This is a genomic window from Sporolactobacillus mangiferae (assembly GCF_023336505.1).
Taxonomy (GTDB): domain Bacteria; phylum Bacillota; class Bacilli; order Bacillales; family Sporolactobacillaceae; genus Sporolactobacillus; species Sporolactobacillus mangiferae.
Genome location: NZ_JAMAST010000003.1, coordinates 202,931 through 219,200, shown reverse-complemented (window position 1 = coordinate 219,200; position 16,270 = coordinate 202,931). Strand labels below are relative to the sequence as shown.

The window sequence follows — 16,270 nt, the reverse complement described above, 5'->3', positions numbered from 1 at the left end:
TTGAAATGGATATAATGGTTATTAATATGTAACAAATATCACATTATATAATTTATATTAAAGTTATAATTTAAAGTTTATGCTATAATGTCAATGTTTACTTTGCGTGCGATGCGAAAGAGAGAAACAGAGGGGAGGAAATATAACGTGAAGCAACTAAAAATACTGGTTAAACCAGTTTTTCTCTTGCTGGCGGTGCCCGTACTAACGATGCTTGCCGGATGTTCAGATAAAATAGCTGTGCTGAATCCACAGGGGCCAGTAGCAAGATCGCAGTATCATCTGATTATCTGGTCGCTGATCATGATGAGCATCGTTCTTGCGATTGTTCTTATTCTATTTATTTATGTACTTGCGCGGTTTGGCCGAAAAAACAGTGGCGGATATGATCCGAAAGATACCGGAAATCGCAAACTTGAAATTGTTTGGATGATTGTTCCGGTAATCATCTGTATTTTGCTGGCGGTGCCGACGGTAAAAACACTTTTCGAACTGAACCATCCGCCAAAAGCGACAGCTGTAGCGGCTAAGTCGGCAGAGAAGACACTGACAATTGATGTCACATCGGTTCAGTGGAAATGGCTGTTCCGTTATCCGGATCAAAGAATCGAGACCGTTAATTATGTGGTCATTCCGGCTGGCACCCCGGTAAAGTTCCGTCTTCACGCCTACGATGCGATGAATGCATTCTGGGTACCCGAACTTGGCGGTCAGCAGTATACGATGACGGATATGCCAATGAAACTGTGGCTGCAGGCTGACAAGCCGGGCACCTATCAGGGGCGGAGTTCCAATTATTCCGGCAAAGGATTCGCGCACATGACTTTTAAAGTGATGGCACGTTCTGCCACAGATTTTGACAATTGGGTGCGAGATGTGAAAAATAATGAACCGGCGCTTACCCACGAAAAATATATGAAACTGCTCAAACCGAATACGGTTAAACCGCAGGCCTTTGCTTCTTATCCTGAAATTGTCGCAAAAGATTATAACAAAGCACAGATGGATGCCTATATGAATGGCGAGTCTGTTGGCAACGACAGTATGCACGGAATGGATATGAGTGATGACAGTGGGGAAGGGGGTAAGAGCAATGATTGATTCTGTTAAATCGTTTCTTGGATGGTTCTTTGTCACCGGCGATCCGATGATTTATGGTGCCGATGCTTCGATTGCGCTCGTATCGATCGGTATTGTCGCTGTTCTGACCTACTTTAAAAAATGGAAATGGCTGTGGAATGAATGGCTGACTACAGTGGACCACAAAAAAATTGGAATCATGTATATTATTGCAGCGCTTTTAATGCTTTTTCGCGGCGGTATGGATGCATTGATGATGCGTGCACAGCTGACGCTGCCCAATATGCATTTTCTTGATGCCGAGCATTATAATCAGGTATTTACGACTCATGGAACAATCATGATTATTTTTGTTGCCATGCCATTTATTTTCGGGCTCATGAATATTGCTGTACCGCTTCAGATTGGCGCACGTGATGTGGCCTATCCTTTTTTGAATGCGCTCAGCTTCTGGCTGTTTTTCTTCGGCGCAATGCTATTCAATTTATCCTTTGTTATTGGCGGTTCACCGGATGCCGGCTGGTCAAGTTACGCTCCGTATGCGGGTGCCGAGATGAACCCTGGTGTCGGTCAGAATTATTATTTGATCGGCGTGCAGATTTCAGGTATTGGATCGCTTGCGACAGGAATCAATTTTCTGGTTACCATTTTGAAAATGCGTGCACCTGGCATGACTCTGTTTAAAATGCCGATGTTCACATGGTCTATATTAATTACTTCGGTCATTGTCGTCTTCGCCTTCCCGGCATTTACCGTAGCGCTTGCGCTGATGACGATTGACCGTCTGTTCGGGGCGCATTTCTTTACGATCGCTGCCGGAGGGTCCCCAATGCTTTGGGCGAACTTATTCTGGTTCTGGGGGCATCCGGAAGTCTACATTGTACTGCTTCCGGTGTTCGGTATTTTCTCGGAAGTCATAGCGACTTTTGCACATAAGACGTTGTTCGGCTATGCTGTCATGGTCTGGTCTATGGTTGCGATTTCCGTGCTTAGCTTTATTACCTGGCTGCACCACTTTTTCACTATGGGGAATACGGCACCGGTTAACGCCTTTTTCTCCATTTCCACGATGTTGATTGCGATACCGACCGGTGTGAAAATCTTCAACTGGTTGTTTACGCTGAACAAGGGACGCATTCAGTTTACGACACCAATGCTCTGGGCACTGGCATTTATCCCGAACTTTACCATCGGCGGGGTGACCGGCGTCATGCTGGCGATGGCACCGGCGGATTATCAATACCACAACAGTTACTTTCTTGTGGCGCACTTCCACAGTACGTTAATTGCGGGTACGGTGTTCGGCATTTTCTGCGGCCTGCACTACTGGTGGCCGAAGATGTTCGGATACATGCTGGATGAAGTTAAAGGCAAATGGTCATTCTGGATTTTCATGATTTCATTCAATATTTGCTTCATGCCGATGTACTTTTTGGGACTCATGGGCATGACACGCCGTATGTATACCTATCCAGCTGGTCTGGGCTGGACGCCGATCAATGTGGTTATGAGCATTGGCGCGGCCGGGATGGGCATCGGTTTTGCACTGATGGCCTACAATATTGTTTGGAGCGCTGTCCGCGGCAAGAAAGATACAACCGGCGATCCGTGGAATGGCCGGACTCTGGAATGGGCAACGGCTTCTCCTGCCGCCGAATATAATTTTGCGCATATTCCCGAGATCAAAAGTCGTGATGCTTTCGCGGCAATGAAGGAAGCGCGTGCTGCCGGACATGCGGAAACAGTGCCGCCCTACAAGGCAATTCATATGCCGAATAACACGGGCATTCCAGTGATTATGTCGGCCTTTATGTTCATTGCAGGGTTCGGTTTCGTGTTCGAGTGGTACTGGATGGGCATTCCGGGGTTGATCGGCGTGGTCGCCTGCATGATCGCCCGTTCGTTCGTCTATGATGATCATCATTATATTCCAGTTGAGAAAGTGAAACAGACCGAGGCTGCTACGGGGAGGTTGTCCTAATGACGGATGCAACATTAAGTCTGCATGAAAAAGACCGCAGTCAAATGCCAATCGAATATTCGACAGAAGAAGGCGACCTTCGCATCGTCGGCTTCTGGATTTTCCTTGCTGCCGAACTGGTACTGTTCGGTACCTTGTTTGGTACTTATCTTGTTCTGCAAAGCCATACAGCCGGCGGACCGACAGCCAAAGATCTGTTTGAAATCGGTCCGGTCATGGCGGAGACGATTGTTCTGCTTGTGAGCAGCTTTACCTGCGGCCTGAGCACCATCGAATTACGTCGCCATAATAAAAGAGGACTGATTGGCTGGCTGCTGGTCACCATACTGCTCGGGCTTGTATTTGTCGGATTGGAAGTCAACGAGTTTTACACTTATGCGGTGCATGAAGGCGCGCCGCTTTCAAGAAGCGCATTTCTATCCGGATTCTTTGTTCTGCTTGGAACGCATGGATGCCATGTCTCACTGGGCATTGTCTGGATTATTGGCATTCTGCTGCAGCTTGGAAAACGCGGCATTACACCGGTTACTGCGCGCAAAGCATTTATGGCCGGTCTCTACTGGCATTTTCTTGATGTGGTCTGGATATTCATCTTCACAGCCGTTTATTTGACAGGGTGGGTGATTTGAGATGAACGGAACACAAAAACAGCTAAAAGCAGGGTTTCCATGGAAACAGGTCATTGGCTTGATTCTTTCACTGACCTTGACGTTCCTTGCGTTGTGGATTGCAGTCGGTTTGTCACTCCCGGTTCATGTGACGATTGCCATTATTGTCAGCCTGGCCATTTTTCAGGCGTTCATTCAACTGTTTATGTTCATGCACGTGACGGAGGGGACTGAACCGGTGCATCAGCTCATGGGCATTCTGTTCGGAATTTATGTTGCGTTTACGGTTGTTGCGGGGACATTGTGGATTTTAGCCTATGCTTTATAAACTTGTGCTATGATTAAGGCGGAGCTTTGGCTCCGCCTTTTTCTATGCTCGAACGGGCGTAAGGTGGTATTGGTGTGAACGATTATGACCTGTTTTGATTGATATTGACTGATTTTAGCTTTATACTATAAAAGTAAAAAGAAGCCTCCGTTCCGCAAGTTGGCGAAGGCTGGTTTTCAGACAATTGGTTCTGCTGAAGAATCCTGCGATTTCTGAATAGTGGATCACTGTATGGTTCTGCATCACGCAGCAGACAATAATGAAAAAAAGAAATTAGGGGCTGAACATTCGTGATTTATACTTGTACATTGAATCCGGCGATCGATTACTTTCTTCAGGTCGATCACTTTAAGGCCGGCGTATTGAATCATGTAAAAACTGATCGCAAAATGCCTGGTGGCAAAGGAATCAATGTCTCTCGGGTATTGAAACATTTGGGCCAGACATCAAGATGTCTCGGTTTCATTGGCGGATTTACAGGTGCCTTCATTAAAGAAAAACTCGCTGAGGAAGGTATCGAAGCCGATTTTGTATTGGTTAATGGTGACACACGGATTAATGTGAAGCTGAAAAGCGATTCGGAAACAGAAATCAATGGCGTTGCGCCGGAAATTACTGATGAGCAGCTAAATGCACTGTTTGCCAAACTTGATAGGCTGACTGCGGATGACTTTCTTGTTCTCTCGGGCAGTGTTCCCGCAACGTTGCCGGTTACGGTTTATAAAGACATGATCCATCATGTTCGGAAAAGTGGTGCCAGAGTGATCGCCGACACAAGCGGCGAGGCATTTCGTGAAACAGTCGAAGCAAGACCCTTTCTTGTCAAACCGAATCATCATGAGCTTGGCGAGTATTTTGGCGTGGGCATTGAAAGCTTTGAGGATGTAAAAAAATACGGTTTAGTGCTGGTGAAAAAAGGAATTGATCATGTGATTGTATCGATGGGCGGCAAGGGAGCGATTTACATCGACAGAGATCACGTCCTATACGCACCTCCTGCCAAAGGCATACTCAAAAATTCGGTTGGAGCCGGTGATTCAATGATCGGGGGATTCCTGTCTGAATTTGTGACCAGCGGCGATTTTCAGAAATCATTTCAAAAAGGAGCAGCCTCTGGGAGCGCAACAGCCTTCTCTGTAGATTTATGTACAAAAGAAGAAGTCGAAAAACTGTTTCCGCAGATCAAAATCGATACAATCTGACCCTATTGAGTGAAAGAAAGCGGAATCCGCAATCGCAAAACGGCGATTTTTCTGACTGATCGATTGTACATTGCCTGTACTTCTGGTTTGAAAATTTGATACACAATGGTGGCGGGCACGCGCCATCGAAGGAAAAACATGTTTTTTGGCGATACACAAACCTTCAAATCGTGACAATTAATACACAATCACAGTACTTGCTTTAAATATCGCAAAACTCTTGATATAATAATAAATGTTACGTTTTCTGCAGGATTTTGAAGAGCATGATCGCTGAAGCCGTTGCGTGTGTTTGGTGTGCAAAGAAGTGACGACGCGCCGGGCAAAATGAAAGCGATCATCAATGCCAGGTTGTCAGCTAATGAAGAATGCCGATGGGCGGTTCACAGAATCGCTGAACATTTAGATTTGAAGGGTTGGGTGAGTAAAAGGATGTCAGAAAAAATTAAGGGAATTGCTGCCTCCTCAGGCATCGCGATTGCCAAGATATTTATTTTGAAAAATCCGGATCTGTCCTTTGAAAGAAGCACAGTTTCCGATAAAGAAGCAGAAAAGAAGAAACTGAACGATGCGCTTGAAGTCTCTAAGAAGGAACTGACGACTATTAAAGAAACGGCTGAGCGGGAATTAGGTAAAGACAAGGCTGAAGTCTTTGCAGCTCATCTGATGTTCCTCAGTGATCCGGAATTTGTCGGACAAATCACGTCGAAAATTGAAGAAGAGAGTCTGAGCGCGGAAGCAGCTCTTGACGATGTATCCAGCTTCTTTATCCAAATGTTTGAAAGCATGAAGGACAACGATTATATGAGAGAGCGCGCGGCTGATGTTCGCGATGTGTCCAAGCGTCTTCTGGCACATTTGCTTGGCGTTTCCTTTACTTCGCCGGCAAGCATTACAGAAGAAACGGTGATCATTGCCGAAGATCTGACACCGTCAGATACTGCTCAGCTCAATCGCAAATATGTAAAGGGTTTTGCTACCGATATCGGCGGACGTACTTCACACTCGGCAATTATGTCCCGTTCGATGGAGATTCCGGCAGTTGTTGGTACAAAGACGGTTATGTCACAGGCAAAAGAAGGCCAGCTTGCGATCATTGATGGACTGAACGGCGAAGTTATTCTTGATCCGAGTGAAGAAGAGGTAAAAGAATATCAGGCCAAACAGGCAGCATACAAAGAACAGCAGGAAGAATGGAAAAAGCTGGTTCATGAAACAACAAAAACAAAGGATGACGCGCATGTCATTCTTGGTGCGAATATTGGCAACCCCGGCGACGTTACAGGTGTAATCAATAACGGTGGTGAAGCGGTCGGTCTGTATCGTACTGAATTCCTTTATATGGGCCGCGATAAGCTGCCAACTGAAGATGAACAATTTGATGCCTATAAAGAAGTTCTCGAGAAGATGGAAAATAAGCCGGTCGTCATCCGCACGCTCGATATTGGCGGTGACAAAAAGCTGTCCTATCTGCCGCTTCCGGAAGAGATGAACCCATTCCTCGGTTTCCGTGCGATCCGGCTCTGTCTTGAACGCCAGGACATTTTCCGCACTCAGCTGCGTGCCCTGCTTCGCGCAAGTGCATATGGCAAACTGCGGATTATGTTCCCGATGATTGCGACAGTTGACGAATTCCGTCAGGCCAAGGCAATTCTTCTTGAAGAAAAAGATAAACTGACGGCTGCCGGGACAAAAGTTTCGGATGATCTTCAGGTCGGCATGATGATGGAGATTCCTGCAGCTGCTGTTGCTGCTGATCGCTTTGCGAAGGTGGCAGACTTCTTCAGCATCGGTACGAACGATCTGATTCAGTACACGATGGCGGCGGATCGAATGAATGAACATGTTTCATATCTGTATCAGCCGTGCAACCCATCGATTCTTCGCCTGGTCAGCAATATTATCGATGCAGCACACAAAGAAGGACACTGGGCAGGCATGTGCGGTGAAATGGCCGGTGACGCAACGGCAATTCCGCTCCTACTGGCGCTTGGCCTTGACGAATTCAGTATGAGTGCTACTTCAATTCTTCCTGCGAGAAGCCAGTTGCTGAAACTGTCCAAGGCAGAATTGGAAAAGCACAAAGAAGCCTTCCTCAATCTTGATACGGCTGAAGAAGTGCTCAATTATGTAAAGACGAAAATGATCTGATTTCATCGATAGAGAAAAGCCAGACAGAAACCTCGTTTTTAAGGTCTCTGTCTGGCTTTTTGTTACAAGATAAGAAATAGCGATGACCTGCCTGAAGGGTGCTGGACACCGCTTGAATGAAAAGGCCATGGGAGAAAAACCAGTATTTACAAACAAAAGTATAGGGTATTTCCCTGCAAGGCAACTAAGAAAACGATCACGAAAAATCTTATCAGATTCATCAAAGAGGGTAGCAAAGTCATGGATAGGCATAACAGATTTCTAGAATCGTAATAAAGGGCTTCAAACCTGTAACGAATTTTCAAAGAAGGTGTCTCATAGTCAAAAAAATGACTTTTGAGACACCCTCTTCTTTTTTAGCTGATTTATTAATTATTTTTTCAAAACTTCCTCAAAAACCTTCTTTACTTTCGGTGTTACGTAATGGCTGCCGCCCTGTTTTTGAGTGTTTTCTACAATCATAGTGACCATCAGCCTTGGATCATCTGTATTGTAGGCGACAAACCACCCATTTTCACGTCCGGTCTTTCCTTGTTCCTGCTTGAATTCCGGAGTACCGGTCTTTCCAGCCAGAGAGATGCCGCCGATTTTTGCGTCATGTGCTGTTCCGGCGGGATTGTCGATCACTTGAGTCAAATCTTTGCTCAGCAGTTGTGCAATTTCCGGAGTCATCACTTTTTTCTTCCAGAAAGTAGGCGGGTCATTCGTCTTGATGAGTCGCGGTTTAATCATGTTTCCGTCATTAACAAATGCTGAATAGATCAGCGACAGGTGCAGTGGGTTGACGCTGACCTGTCCCTGACCGTAACCGGAATTGGCGAGCAGGGTCTGGCTATCCAGTTTGCCATCATTGGAAAGCGTTGACTTGCGCATCGGATAGTCGATTGGCAGTGATGCGCCAAAACCGAATTTCTTCGCATCTGCGGCAAACGTAGCCCCGCCGATCTTCAGCGCGGTTTGAGCGAAATAGATATTGTCGGACCGGAATAATGCTTCTTCCAGGTTAACCTCCGGATCCTGATCCAGGCGGGTCACATAATAGTCGCCCCATGATTTATTGGCCTGCCACTTCTTTCCTTCAATCGCCACCGATTGATTCGGATCAATGGCTTTATGTGTTAACGCGATTGCTGCCGTCAGTGGTTTGAAAGTTGATCCGGGTGCGGAGGCGGCGGTAAACCGGTTCGATAAAGGCTGTTTCGGATCATTGCTCAGCTTCTTATAGGCGTCCGATGAAATGCCAAGCACGAAATCATTCGGATTGTAGGCAGGAGCACTGACCAGCCCGAGAATGTCACCGTTACGTGGATCGATCGCGACACCGGTTCCTGCATCCTTTTTGAGTTGGCTGTAAAGTGCGTCCTGAACATTTCGGTCGATGGTAAGCTGGATGTTATGGCCGTTTACCGGTGCCTTTTTTGCGATTGTGCCTTCTTCGGCTCCTGTCGGATCAAGTAAAACGATCGATGCGCCGTCACGAGCACGCAGCTGCTTTTCAAACAGTAATTCAAGCCCGGTTTTTCCGATGACTGAATTGGCATTGTATCCTTCGTTCGGATGTTTCTTAAGTAACTCGGCCGTAATTTTTCCGACATAACCGGTTAAATGGGCACTCGCATTTTTGTCAGGGTATATGCGGCTGGAAACATCCGTTTTTACAACACCGGGCAGTTCCGTAATTTTTTTTAGAAGATCAGTTTTTGATGCGTCAAGCGTTGTGATGGGCACCAGACTGTCTGCTTTTACCCATGACTGGCTGAGCGCGGACTTGATCTGTGCCTGAGTGATTCCAAGCTGATCTGTCAGCATTTTGATCGTATTCGCCTTGTCCTGATCGGTGCCCATTTTTCCAGGGACAAGATCAATGCGCGCTGCCGTTCCGTTTACTGCCAGTGGTTTTCCACTGCGATCAACAATTTCGCCGCGTGTACTCGGCAAAATGTCCACGCTGATTTTGGCGTTCTTCTTCATCTTCGGCAAAATCATGTTCGGCTTCCAGTCAATATACCAGTTTTCCTTGTCTTTTCTTTTTTCCTTTGTTAATTGAACGCTTTGCGCGAATTTGACTGGCCCGGCGATGGTGGCCAGCGAGGCGCTGAGGCGGACTCTTCCTTCTTTATTCTGATCTTCTGTTATTTTAGCCTTCAGTTTTCCTGCCTCAATGCCATCATAGATGCGGGAATAACGGTCAACAAAGTCATTCTTGCTGACACTTTTTTGTGATTTCTTCGAAAGAAGACTGTACATTTTTTCAAAATCCTGCTTTTCCCATGCATGGACGTAATCCTGCATCCGCTCTTTCGCTGTCGGTTGATTGCTGCCGCAAGCGGAAAGTAAGAGAAGAAAAGCAAGCATAAGGGTGAAAAGCAGACTTAATTTGCGCTTATTCATTGGATACACCTCCATAAGATCCAGAACAGAGCCAGTTCGCCTGTATAATATTCCAGCTCTGCACTGGCCATGACAGGCTGTCCATATCTTTCTATTATATATGATTTGAAGAGGCACTGCTGACTTTGCAGATCGTTCTTAACATAATAGTTGAGAAAACGTAAGTCTCTCTATTTTTCCCACGCAAAAGCGAATCGGCATGATAGTATAAAAGGAGAACGAGGATGTGGCAAATGATGAAACTGCTGATTCTGGAAACAAGTGATGTTCACGGAAATATTTATCCGATTCATTACGCAGACAACAGCCCTGAAGAGATTGGCATGGCGAAGATTGCTTCACTCATACATAAAGAACGCGCCGAATACCCCTGTACACTGCTCATTGATAACGGTGACATGATTCAGGGCACACCGTTATCCTATTATTATGCCCGTATCAATCGCAAACGGCCGAATCCAATGGTGGCTGCTGCCAACTATTTAAACTATGATTGTGCTGTTTTTGGCAATCATGAGTTTAACTTTGGACGTGATGTGCTCAGCGATGTGATTGCTGCCTCCGATTTTCCATGGCTTGGGGCAAACATTGTGCGTGAAGTGGATGGCCAGCCTTTTTTCGGCAGACCTTATATCATCAAAACATTTTCCGAAGGGCTCCGCGTTGCGGTACTTGGATTGACGACAAAGTATGTCCCAAACTGGGAAAAGCCTGAAAATGTGAAAGGCATGCGTTTTGAGAATCCGGTCGAAACTGCAAAACGATGGGTGCCTTTTTTGAAAAAAGAGGAGCATGCGGATGTCGTAGTGCTCTCTTATCATGGGGGATTCGGGCGTGACCTGAAAAGCGGGCAACCGATTGAGGATGAATCGAAAGGCGAGAATCAGGCCTATCAGATGTGCCGGGAAGTCCCTGGCGTTGACGTAGTGCTCACTGGGCACCAGCATCGCCTGATCGCAGATACAACCCTCAATGGTGTTGCTGTTCTTCAGCCGGGGTGCAATGGGGCATATCTTGGCAAGGTTATGCTTGAACTGAAACACACGTTGAATGGATGGCAGGTGACAGGCAAGCAGTCGAAGCTTATTCCTGTATGCGGCGAGATGCCGGATCCGAAGCTGCTGTCACGAATGGATGTATATGAGAGAGAGGCTCAAATCTGGCTTGACCAGCCGTTGGGGATGATTAAAGGTGACATGCTGGTGCATGATCCAATGAAGGTACGAATGCAGGATCACCCGCTGATCGAATTTATCAACCGGCTGCAGATGAAGGCTTCGGGAACGGACATCAGTGTCACGGCACTTTTCAACAATGAATCACCAGGCATGCCCGTAAATGTGTCCATGCGTGATATCGTTGCCAATTATATTTATCCTAATACATTGCGTGTGATTCGTATCAGTGGTCAGGATATGCGCGATGCGCTGGAACGCTCGGCGTCATATTTCGAGAAGGACATTGACGGGATGGTTAAAGTCAGCAAGGCATTTACAGATCCAAAACCGCAGCATTACAATTATGACATGTGGGAAGGCATTGACTATCTGCTCGATATTTCACGTCCGGTCGGCGATCGTGTCGTGAAACTCAATTACCACGGTAAACCGGTAAAAGTGCATGATTCCTACGATGTTGTTATGAACAATTACCGTTCTGTTGGCGGCGGCGAGTATGCCATGTTCCGCAACCGGCCGGTGATTAAGGATATTCCGATTGATGTGACCGAATTGATCGCAAATGAGGTGCTGGAGAAAAAGGTGATTAAAGCCACCGTTGACCATAATTGGCAGATTGTTTATTAATCAGGGAGGGATACAGGATTGGTGAAGCATCTATTGAAAAATGATTGGGAACCGCTCTTGCAGCCAGAATTCGAGAAGGATTACTATCTGAAATTGCGACAATTTTTAAAGCAGGAATATTCAACGAAAACGATCTATCCGGATATGTATGATTTGTTCAATGCGCTCAAGCTTACGCCTTACGAAAAGGTTAAAGTTGTGATACTCGGTCAGGATCCTTATCATGAACCGGGACAGGCGCACGGGCTCAGTTTTTCCGTTCTGCCCGGCGTAAAGCAGCCTCCGTCGCTGCAAAATATTTTCAAAGAACTGGAGAGCGATCTGGGATGTACGACTCCGAAGCATGGCTGTCTGATTGAATGGGCAAAGCAGGGGGTGCTGCTGCTCAATACGGTGCTTTCGGTCCGGCGCGGCGCGGCCAATTCGCATAAAGGGATGGGCTGGGAACAGTTTACCGATGCGGTTATTCGCGACTTGAATGACCGTGAGCGGCCGATTGTATTTATTTTGTGGGGGCGCAATGCTCAGGCGAAAGAATCGCTGATCACAAACAAGCAGCACTTTATCATTAAATCATCTCATCCGAGTCCTTTTTCCGCGCACTATGGATTCTTTGGCAGCCGGCCGTTTTCGAGGACAAACGAATTTCTTGAGTCAGTCAGTGAGACGCCGATTAACTGGCAAGTGTCGATCGAAGAACCCGAACTCTGAAGGCCCGAAAAAGCCCGTCAAGGTCACCAGGCCTTGACGGGCTTTTTATTGCAAATAAAGAAACATCCATGATCCGTTTGAGGCGCGGAATACCACGGATTCCTGCCTGAGGAGGCGTGCGCTGCACCTTAACAGTGCCGAATCATGCAGTGGACAGGTCCTTGTACCACCCCGGCTGGTTCTTGATTCACGATGGGGCGGGTTCAGTGGCGGCTGCCCTGAAACCAATGAAAGAGATTTTCGCTATCCTCAATGTCGAGCTGCCGGATGGCAAATGTTTGTGACGATGCCGCGCGAATGGCCGCGGTACATGTACCGAGACGGAATCGCTTCTGAATGCGCGACTGTTTCCTGGCAAACCATTGTATATGATTTATACGTGTAATTAAAGTTGTCCTGGCGAACCAGCGGTTGACAACGACCAGCTGCCGGCCGCACAGGCCGAATCCCTGAGAACGGTACATAAGCCAGCAGTAAGCGAGCATTAACGGCAGTGCAATCAGCACATACTTTCCCCATGGCAGGAACCAGGCAAGGAGCGACAGAGACACTGACCAGAAAAGTACGGGCCAAATCATCCGGTAAAGCGTACCACGCACCGGCAGTCTGCGGACCATCGCAGCACCGGAAAATCTCGGAATGGCCGTGTCAAGAAAATCGGCAAGCTCTGTTTTTTTCAGCAGAGGGAAAACAAGCACCGATCCGCCATCCGTTTTCTCCGAATCCACACTGCCGCTGCAGTCGGCATAAACCGTGCAATAGCCGAAACATTGCTGCAGCCAGTGTTCTTTAATGCGAATGGCCTGAACACGGTCTGTCTTATATGTTTCATCGCTCGTCTCCCATACACCGCGATGAATGCGCCATTCATCGTCATCGATTGAAAGCCTGAAAAAGCCCCAGCGCAGCAGCACGCTGATCAGGGAGAAAAGCCAGAAAAGAAAAATTCCGATACAGATGAGTACAATCAATCCGACGAGTGAAGCGTGCTCAATGTAGCTTAATGAGCGACCGCGAATGCTGTCTGGAACAAAGTCATCTGCCTGAGACCAGAGCCCGAATACGGCGGCGATCATAACACCGGCTTTTGATGACAATAACGAAGCAGCCAAAAGCCGTTTTCCGGACAGCTTATAGATTCTGCCTGGCTGGTTTTGCGGTGTCTCCATATGTACGTCTTGTGCAGCAAAATCTGAGTGCGGCGTTTTTTCATGGCTGACCGCCGCTTTGATTCGTTCTGCTTCTTTAAGCTTGAGGGCGGAAAGCACCATATCGCCTTTGGACGCCGGATCTGCCGTATCAAACTTTAATTGGACTACGCCGAGCAGGCGCAGCAGCAAATTGGTTTTGATCTGTACAGACTGGATTCTCTGAATTCGAATATAGCGGTCGCTGCGCACCAGAATTCCTGAACGAATATGGAACTGGCCGTCAACAAATTCGTACTTAAAACGCAGCCATCTCAAAAAGCTGAAGACCAGTATGACAAGCGGAATGATCAGCACATAGCCAATGATGTCATCCAGATGACGCACGCTCCAGGCCAGGCCAAATCCGAGCGGCACAATCATTTGCCACAGGGTGGACACGGCGTTGCTGAAAATCGCGAAGACATGAAGATGTTTGCTTTCAGATTTCATTGGCGGGATGCTCCTTAATCAGCGTGGAAATCTGATCGCGGAGCGCACGTGCGTCCTGCTCCTCAAGCGCTGGAATTTCATGTGCTCCGGCTGCAGTGGTTATGGATACCGAAGTCAGATGATATTTGCGCAGCAGCGGGCCCTGTTCTGTTTCGACATTCTGCACACGTGTAAAAGGGATGATCGTTTGCGTAATGACGAAAATGCCATCCTGGATCAGCAGATCTTCCTGCCTGATTTCGTAGAAAAATGTTCGATAATTGATGCCTGGGAAAATGAATACGTATAGAATCAGTTGCAGAATATTAAGCGTGGCAAGCGTGCCAGCGATCAAAAGAAAAAAATGCGGCCAGTGGAAAAAGAGAATACTTGTGGTCAGTCCGCCAATGATCAGCCAGAAAATGAGATGTGCAAGGACTGCTCTCTGGCGCCAGATTGTCATAATTCCGGGATTTAATTGCTTTTTCTGCACAACAGGCTCCTTTCAGCATGACACATTCCTGTCAATGCGCCCATGCCCATACTTAGTTATTGATCAGACTATGTAAAGAAACAGTGTCGCTTGCAGCCATGGATTGGCTCATTCGTGAAAAACGTGCACTTTTGTCAGTAGGCTGGCCAAACAACACCAATTATTGAATAGTATACCATGATTGTTTTTTCATGTTTAAGAGAGTAAAAGGAGCCTTGATGACATTTTTATGAAAAGATGTCCTGCAAAGGAAATGAAGAAGCTGCGTTTTATTTGGCGGGTACTCAAAGAAAAACCCGGTGGTTGAAGTCTGATAGACTGTCAGGCTTTCAACTGCCGAGCACAGAATGTAAGTTATTTTTATGTTTGGGATGCAGATGTGGCTGTGTTCTGTTTTTATACAGTGTTAATGGTGTTCCTGAACCATTTTTTCATAGATGGCATGCAGTTTCCGCCGAAGCAGCTTATGTGCGGCATTCTCCGGCAGCTCATTCAGGACAAAGATACGCCTGGGTACTTTATACCCGGCAAGCTGTGCGTTGCATGCGGCGATCAACTCGGATTCCGAAAAATGTGCTCCCTCATTCAGGCTGACAAAAGCAATCGGGACACGCCCCCATTCAGGGCTCGGGATACCGATGACACCGGCTCGCCTGATTCCCTTACAGCCACTTAACACCGATTCTATTTCCGCGGGATAAACATTTTCTCCGCCGGAGATGATCAGATCCTTTCGCCGGTCAAGGACAAACAGAAAGCCATCCTCATCAATCCGGCCAATATCTCCGGAATGAAACCAATAGTCGTCAAAGGCCTCTTCCGTTGCTTCTTTGTTATTTAAGTAATGGCTGAACACGGTTGGCCCCTTAATGAGAATCTCACCGGGCTCGCCGGGTGCCGCTGCCTGACCGTCCTTGTCTATTCGGATTTGAATCGGAAACAGCGGTTTGCCCGCGGAGCCGGCTTTTTCGCGCATATACTCGGGCGGCAAAGTGACCGCCTGTGATGCTGTTTCGCTCATGCCGTAAGTCTGGTAGATCGGCATCCGCCGATCAAGGCAGTACTGAAGCATAGCAGCAGGAACGGGCCCGCCGCCGAGCAGAATACAGCGCAGTGTGTTCGAATACCGTTTGGGACCGAGTACGTCCAGCATGCGCCGCAGCATAGAGGCAACGACAGAAATATGAGATATGTTTCCGCTTAATAAAAGGTGATTGACTCTCTCCGGATCAAATTTCTTCATTAAGTATATGGGCATGCCGTAAATGACACTTTTCATTAAAATCGACAGGCCGCTGACATGAAAAAGCGGCACACAGCAAAGCCATTGATCATCGGCTGACAAACCAAGGTTAATCAGTGAGGCATTGGCATTCCACCAATGATTTCCGCTGGTCAGCACCACACCTTTGGGATGTCCGGTCGTCCCTGATGTAAAAATAACCGTGCATGGCCTGTTTAGCTGAATGTCTTTAATGACAGTCTCCTGATCGGTATGGCTGTGCGTCAGTGCTTCAGCGCGCAGTACCACGCTTCCGCCTCTTTCACTGGCGCGCGCGGCTTTAGACAGATTGTCCTGATCGGTGATGACAAGCGGACGGCCGCAGTCTCTGATCTGTCTGGAAAGTTCCTCTGTTGATAAACGCGTGTTCAGCGGCACCATGACTGCGCCGATCAGCATCAGCGCATGGATTGTCACCACGCAGTCAACAGTATTGCTTTGCAGCGATGCAACCAAATCATCAGGCTGCACGCCTGCCGTGCGCAGTGCCGAGGCGGCACAGCAGGCACGTGCAAACAGCTGTCTGAACGTCAGCCGTTCCTGCTTAGTCTCGATCGCCATTCGTTCTGGCGTCAGCTGCGCGCGTTGAGCAAGCCATTGCGGCATGGCTGGATTCATG

The 16,270-nt window shown here is 47.4% G+C and carries 12 protein-coding genes; 8 read left to right on the top strand and 4 right to left on the bottom strand.

Features of this window, described 5'->3' with window-relative positions; genetic code table 11:
• Positions 1-147 precede the first annotated feature (147 nt).
• The 6 genes from qoxA to ptsP all read left to right on the top strand — a co-directional run bounded on the left by qoxA (position 148) and on the right by ptsP (position 7,350).
• On the top strand, positions 148-1,101 hold the full coding sequence (qoxA, locus tag M3N64_RS05305; RefSeq protein ID WP_249099157.1) for a cytochrome aa3 quinol oxidase subunit II: 954 nt from the start codon (positions 148-150) through the stop codon (positions 1,099-1,101).
• Positions 1,094-3,061: a cytochrome aa3 quinol oxidase subunit I gene (gene qoxB, locus M3N64_RS05300; protein WP_249099154.1), complete on the top strand. Its 1,968-nt coding sequence runs from the start codon at positions 1,094-1,096 to the stop codon at positions 3,059-3,061. The genes qoxA and qoxB overlap by 8 nt, the downstream gene beginning before the upstream one ends.
• Positions 3,061-3,690: a cytochrome aa3 quinol oxidase subunit III gene (gene qoxC / locus M3N64_RS05295; protein ID WP_249099151.1), complete on the top strand. Its 630-nt coding sequence runs from the start codon at positions 3,061-3,063 to the stop codon at positions 3,688-3,690. The genes qoxB and qoxC overlap by 1 nt, the downstream gene beginning before the upstream one ends.
• A gap of 1 nt (position 3,691) precedes the next feature.
• Entirely contained in the window at positions 3,692-3,997 is a 306-nt protein-coding gene (gene qoxD / locus M3N64_RS05290) for a cytochrome aa3 quinol oxidase subunit IV (RefSeq protein WP_249099149.1), read from the top strand.
• 290 nt (positions 3,998-4,287) lie between these two features.
• On the top strand, positions 4,288-5,199 hold the full coding sequence (gene pfkB / locus M3N64_RS05285; protein ID WP_249099146.1) for a 1-phosphofructokinase: 912 nt from the start codon (positions 4,288-4,290) through the stop codon (positions 5,197-5,199).
• Positions 5,200-5,631: 432 nt separating this feature from the next.
• Positions 5,632-7,350, top strand: a complete 1,719-nt coding sequence (ptsP, locus tag M3N64_RS05280; protein WP_249099143.1) for a phosphoenolpyruvate--protein phosphotransferase — start codon at positions 5,632-5,634, stop codon at positions 7,348-7,350.
• 372 nt (positions 7,351-7,722) lie between these two features.
• Here the strand turns inward: ptsP and M3N64_RS05275 are convergent, their stop codons facing one another.
• Positions 7,723-9,741, bottom strand: a complete 2,019-nt coding sequence (locus M3N64_RS05275) for a penicillin-binding transpeptidase domain-containing protein (protein WP_249099140.1) — start codon at positions 9,739-9,741, stop codon at positions 7,723-7,725.
• Positions 9,742-9,977: 236 nt separating this feature from the next.
• On the opposite strand from M3N64_RS05275, the gene M3N64_RS05270 reads away from it, so the two are divergent.
• Entirely contained in the window at positions 9,978-11,546 is a 1,569-nt protein-coding gene (locus M3N64_RS05270) for a bifunctional metallophosphatase/5'-nucleotidase (RefSeq protein WP_249099455.1), read from the top strand.
• A 21-nt stretch (positions 11,547-11,567) separates the two neighbouring features.
• Positions 11,568-12,257 (top strand): uracil-DNA glycosylase, encoded by a 690-nt coding sequence (locus tag M3N64_RS05265; RefSeq protein ID WP_249099452.1) that lies wholly within the window; start codon positions 11,568-11,570, stop codon positions 12,255-12,257.
• Between the two features lie 203 nt (positions 12,258-12,460).
• Here the strand turns inward: M3N64_RS05265 and M3N64_RS05260 are convergent, their stop codons facing one another.
• The 3 genes from M3N64_RS05260 to M3N64_RS05250 form a co-directional block, all read right to left on the bottom strand.
• Complete coding sequence (locus M3N64_RS05260) at positions 12,461-13,897, bottom strand: PH domain-containing protein (protein ID WP_249099137.1); 1,437 nt, start codon at positions 13,895-13,897, stop codon at positions 12,461-12,463.
• Positions 13,887-14,369 carry a PH domain-containing protein gene (locus tag M3N64_RS05255; RefSeq protein WP_249099134.1) on the bottom strand — a complete coding sequence of 161 codons (483 nt, stop codon included), beginning with the start codon at positions 14,367-14,369 and terminating at the stop codon, positions 13,887-13,889. The genes M3N64_RS05260 and M3N64_RS05255 overlap by 11 nt, the downstream gene beginning before the upstream one ends.
• A 406-nt stretch (positions 14,370-14,775) precedes the next feature.
• The gene (locus M3N64_RS05250; RefSeq protein ID WP_249099129.1) at positions 14,776-16,269 is read right to left on the bottom strand and encodes an o-succinylbenzoate--CoA ligase; all 1,494 of its coding nucleotides are present in this window, start codon (positions 16,267-16,269) and stop codon (positions 14,776-14,778) included.
• Position 16,270: the final 1 nt, after the last annotated feature.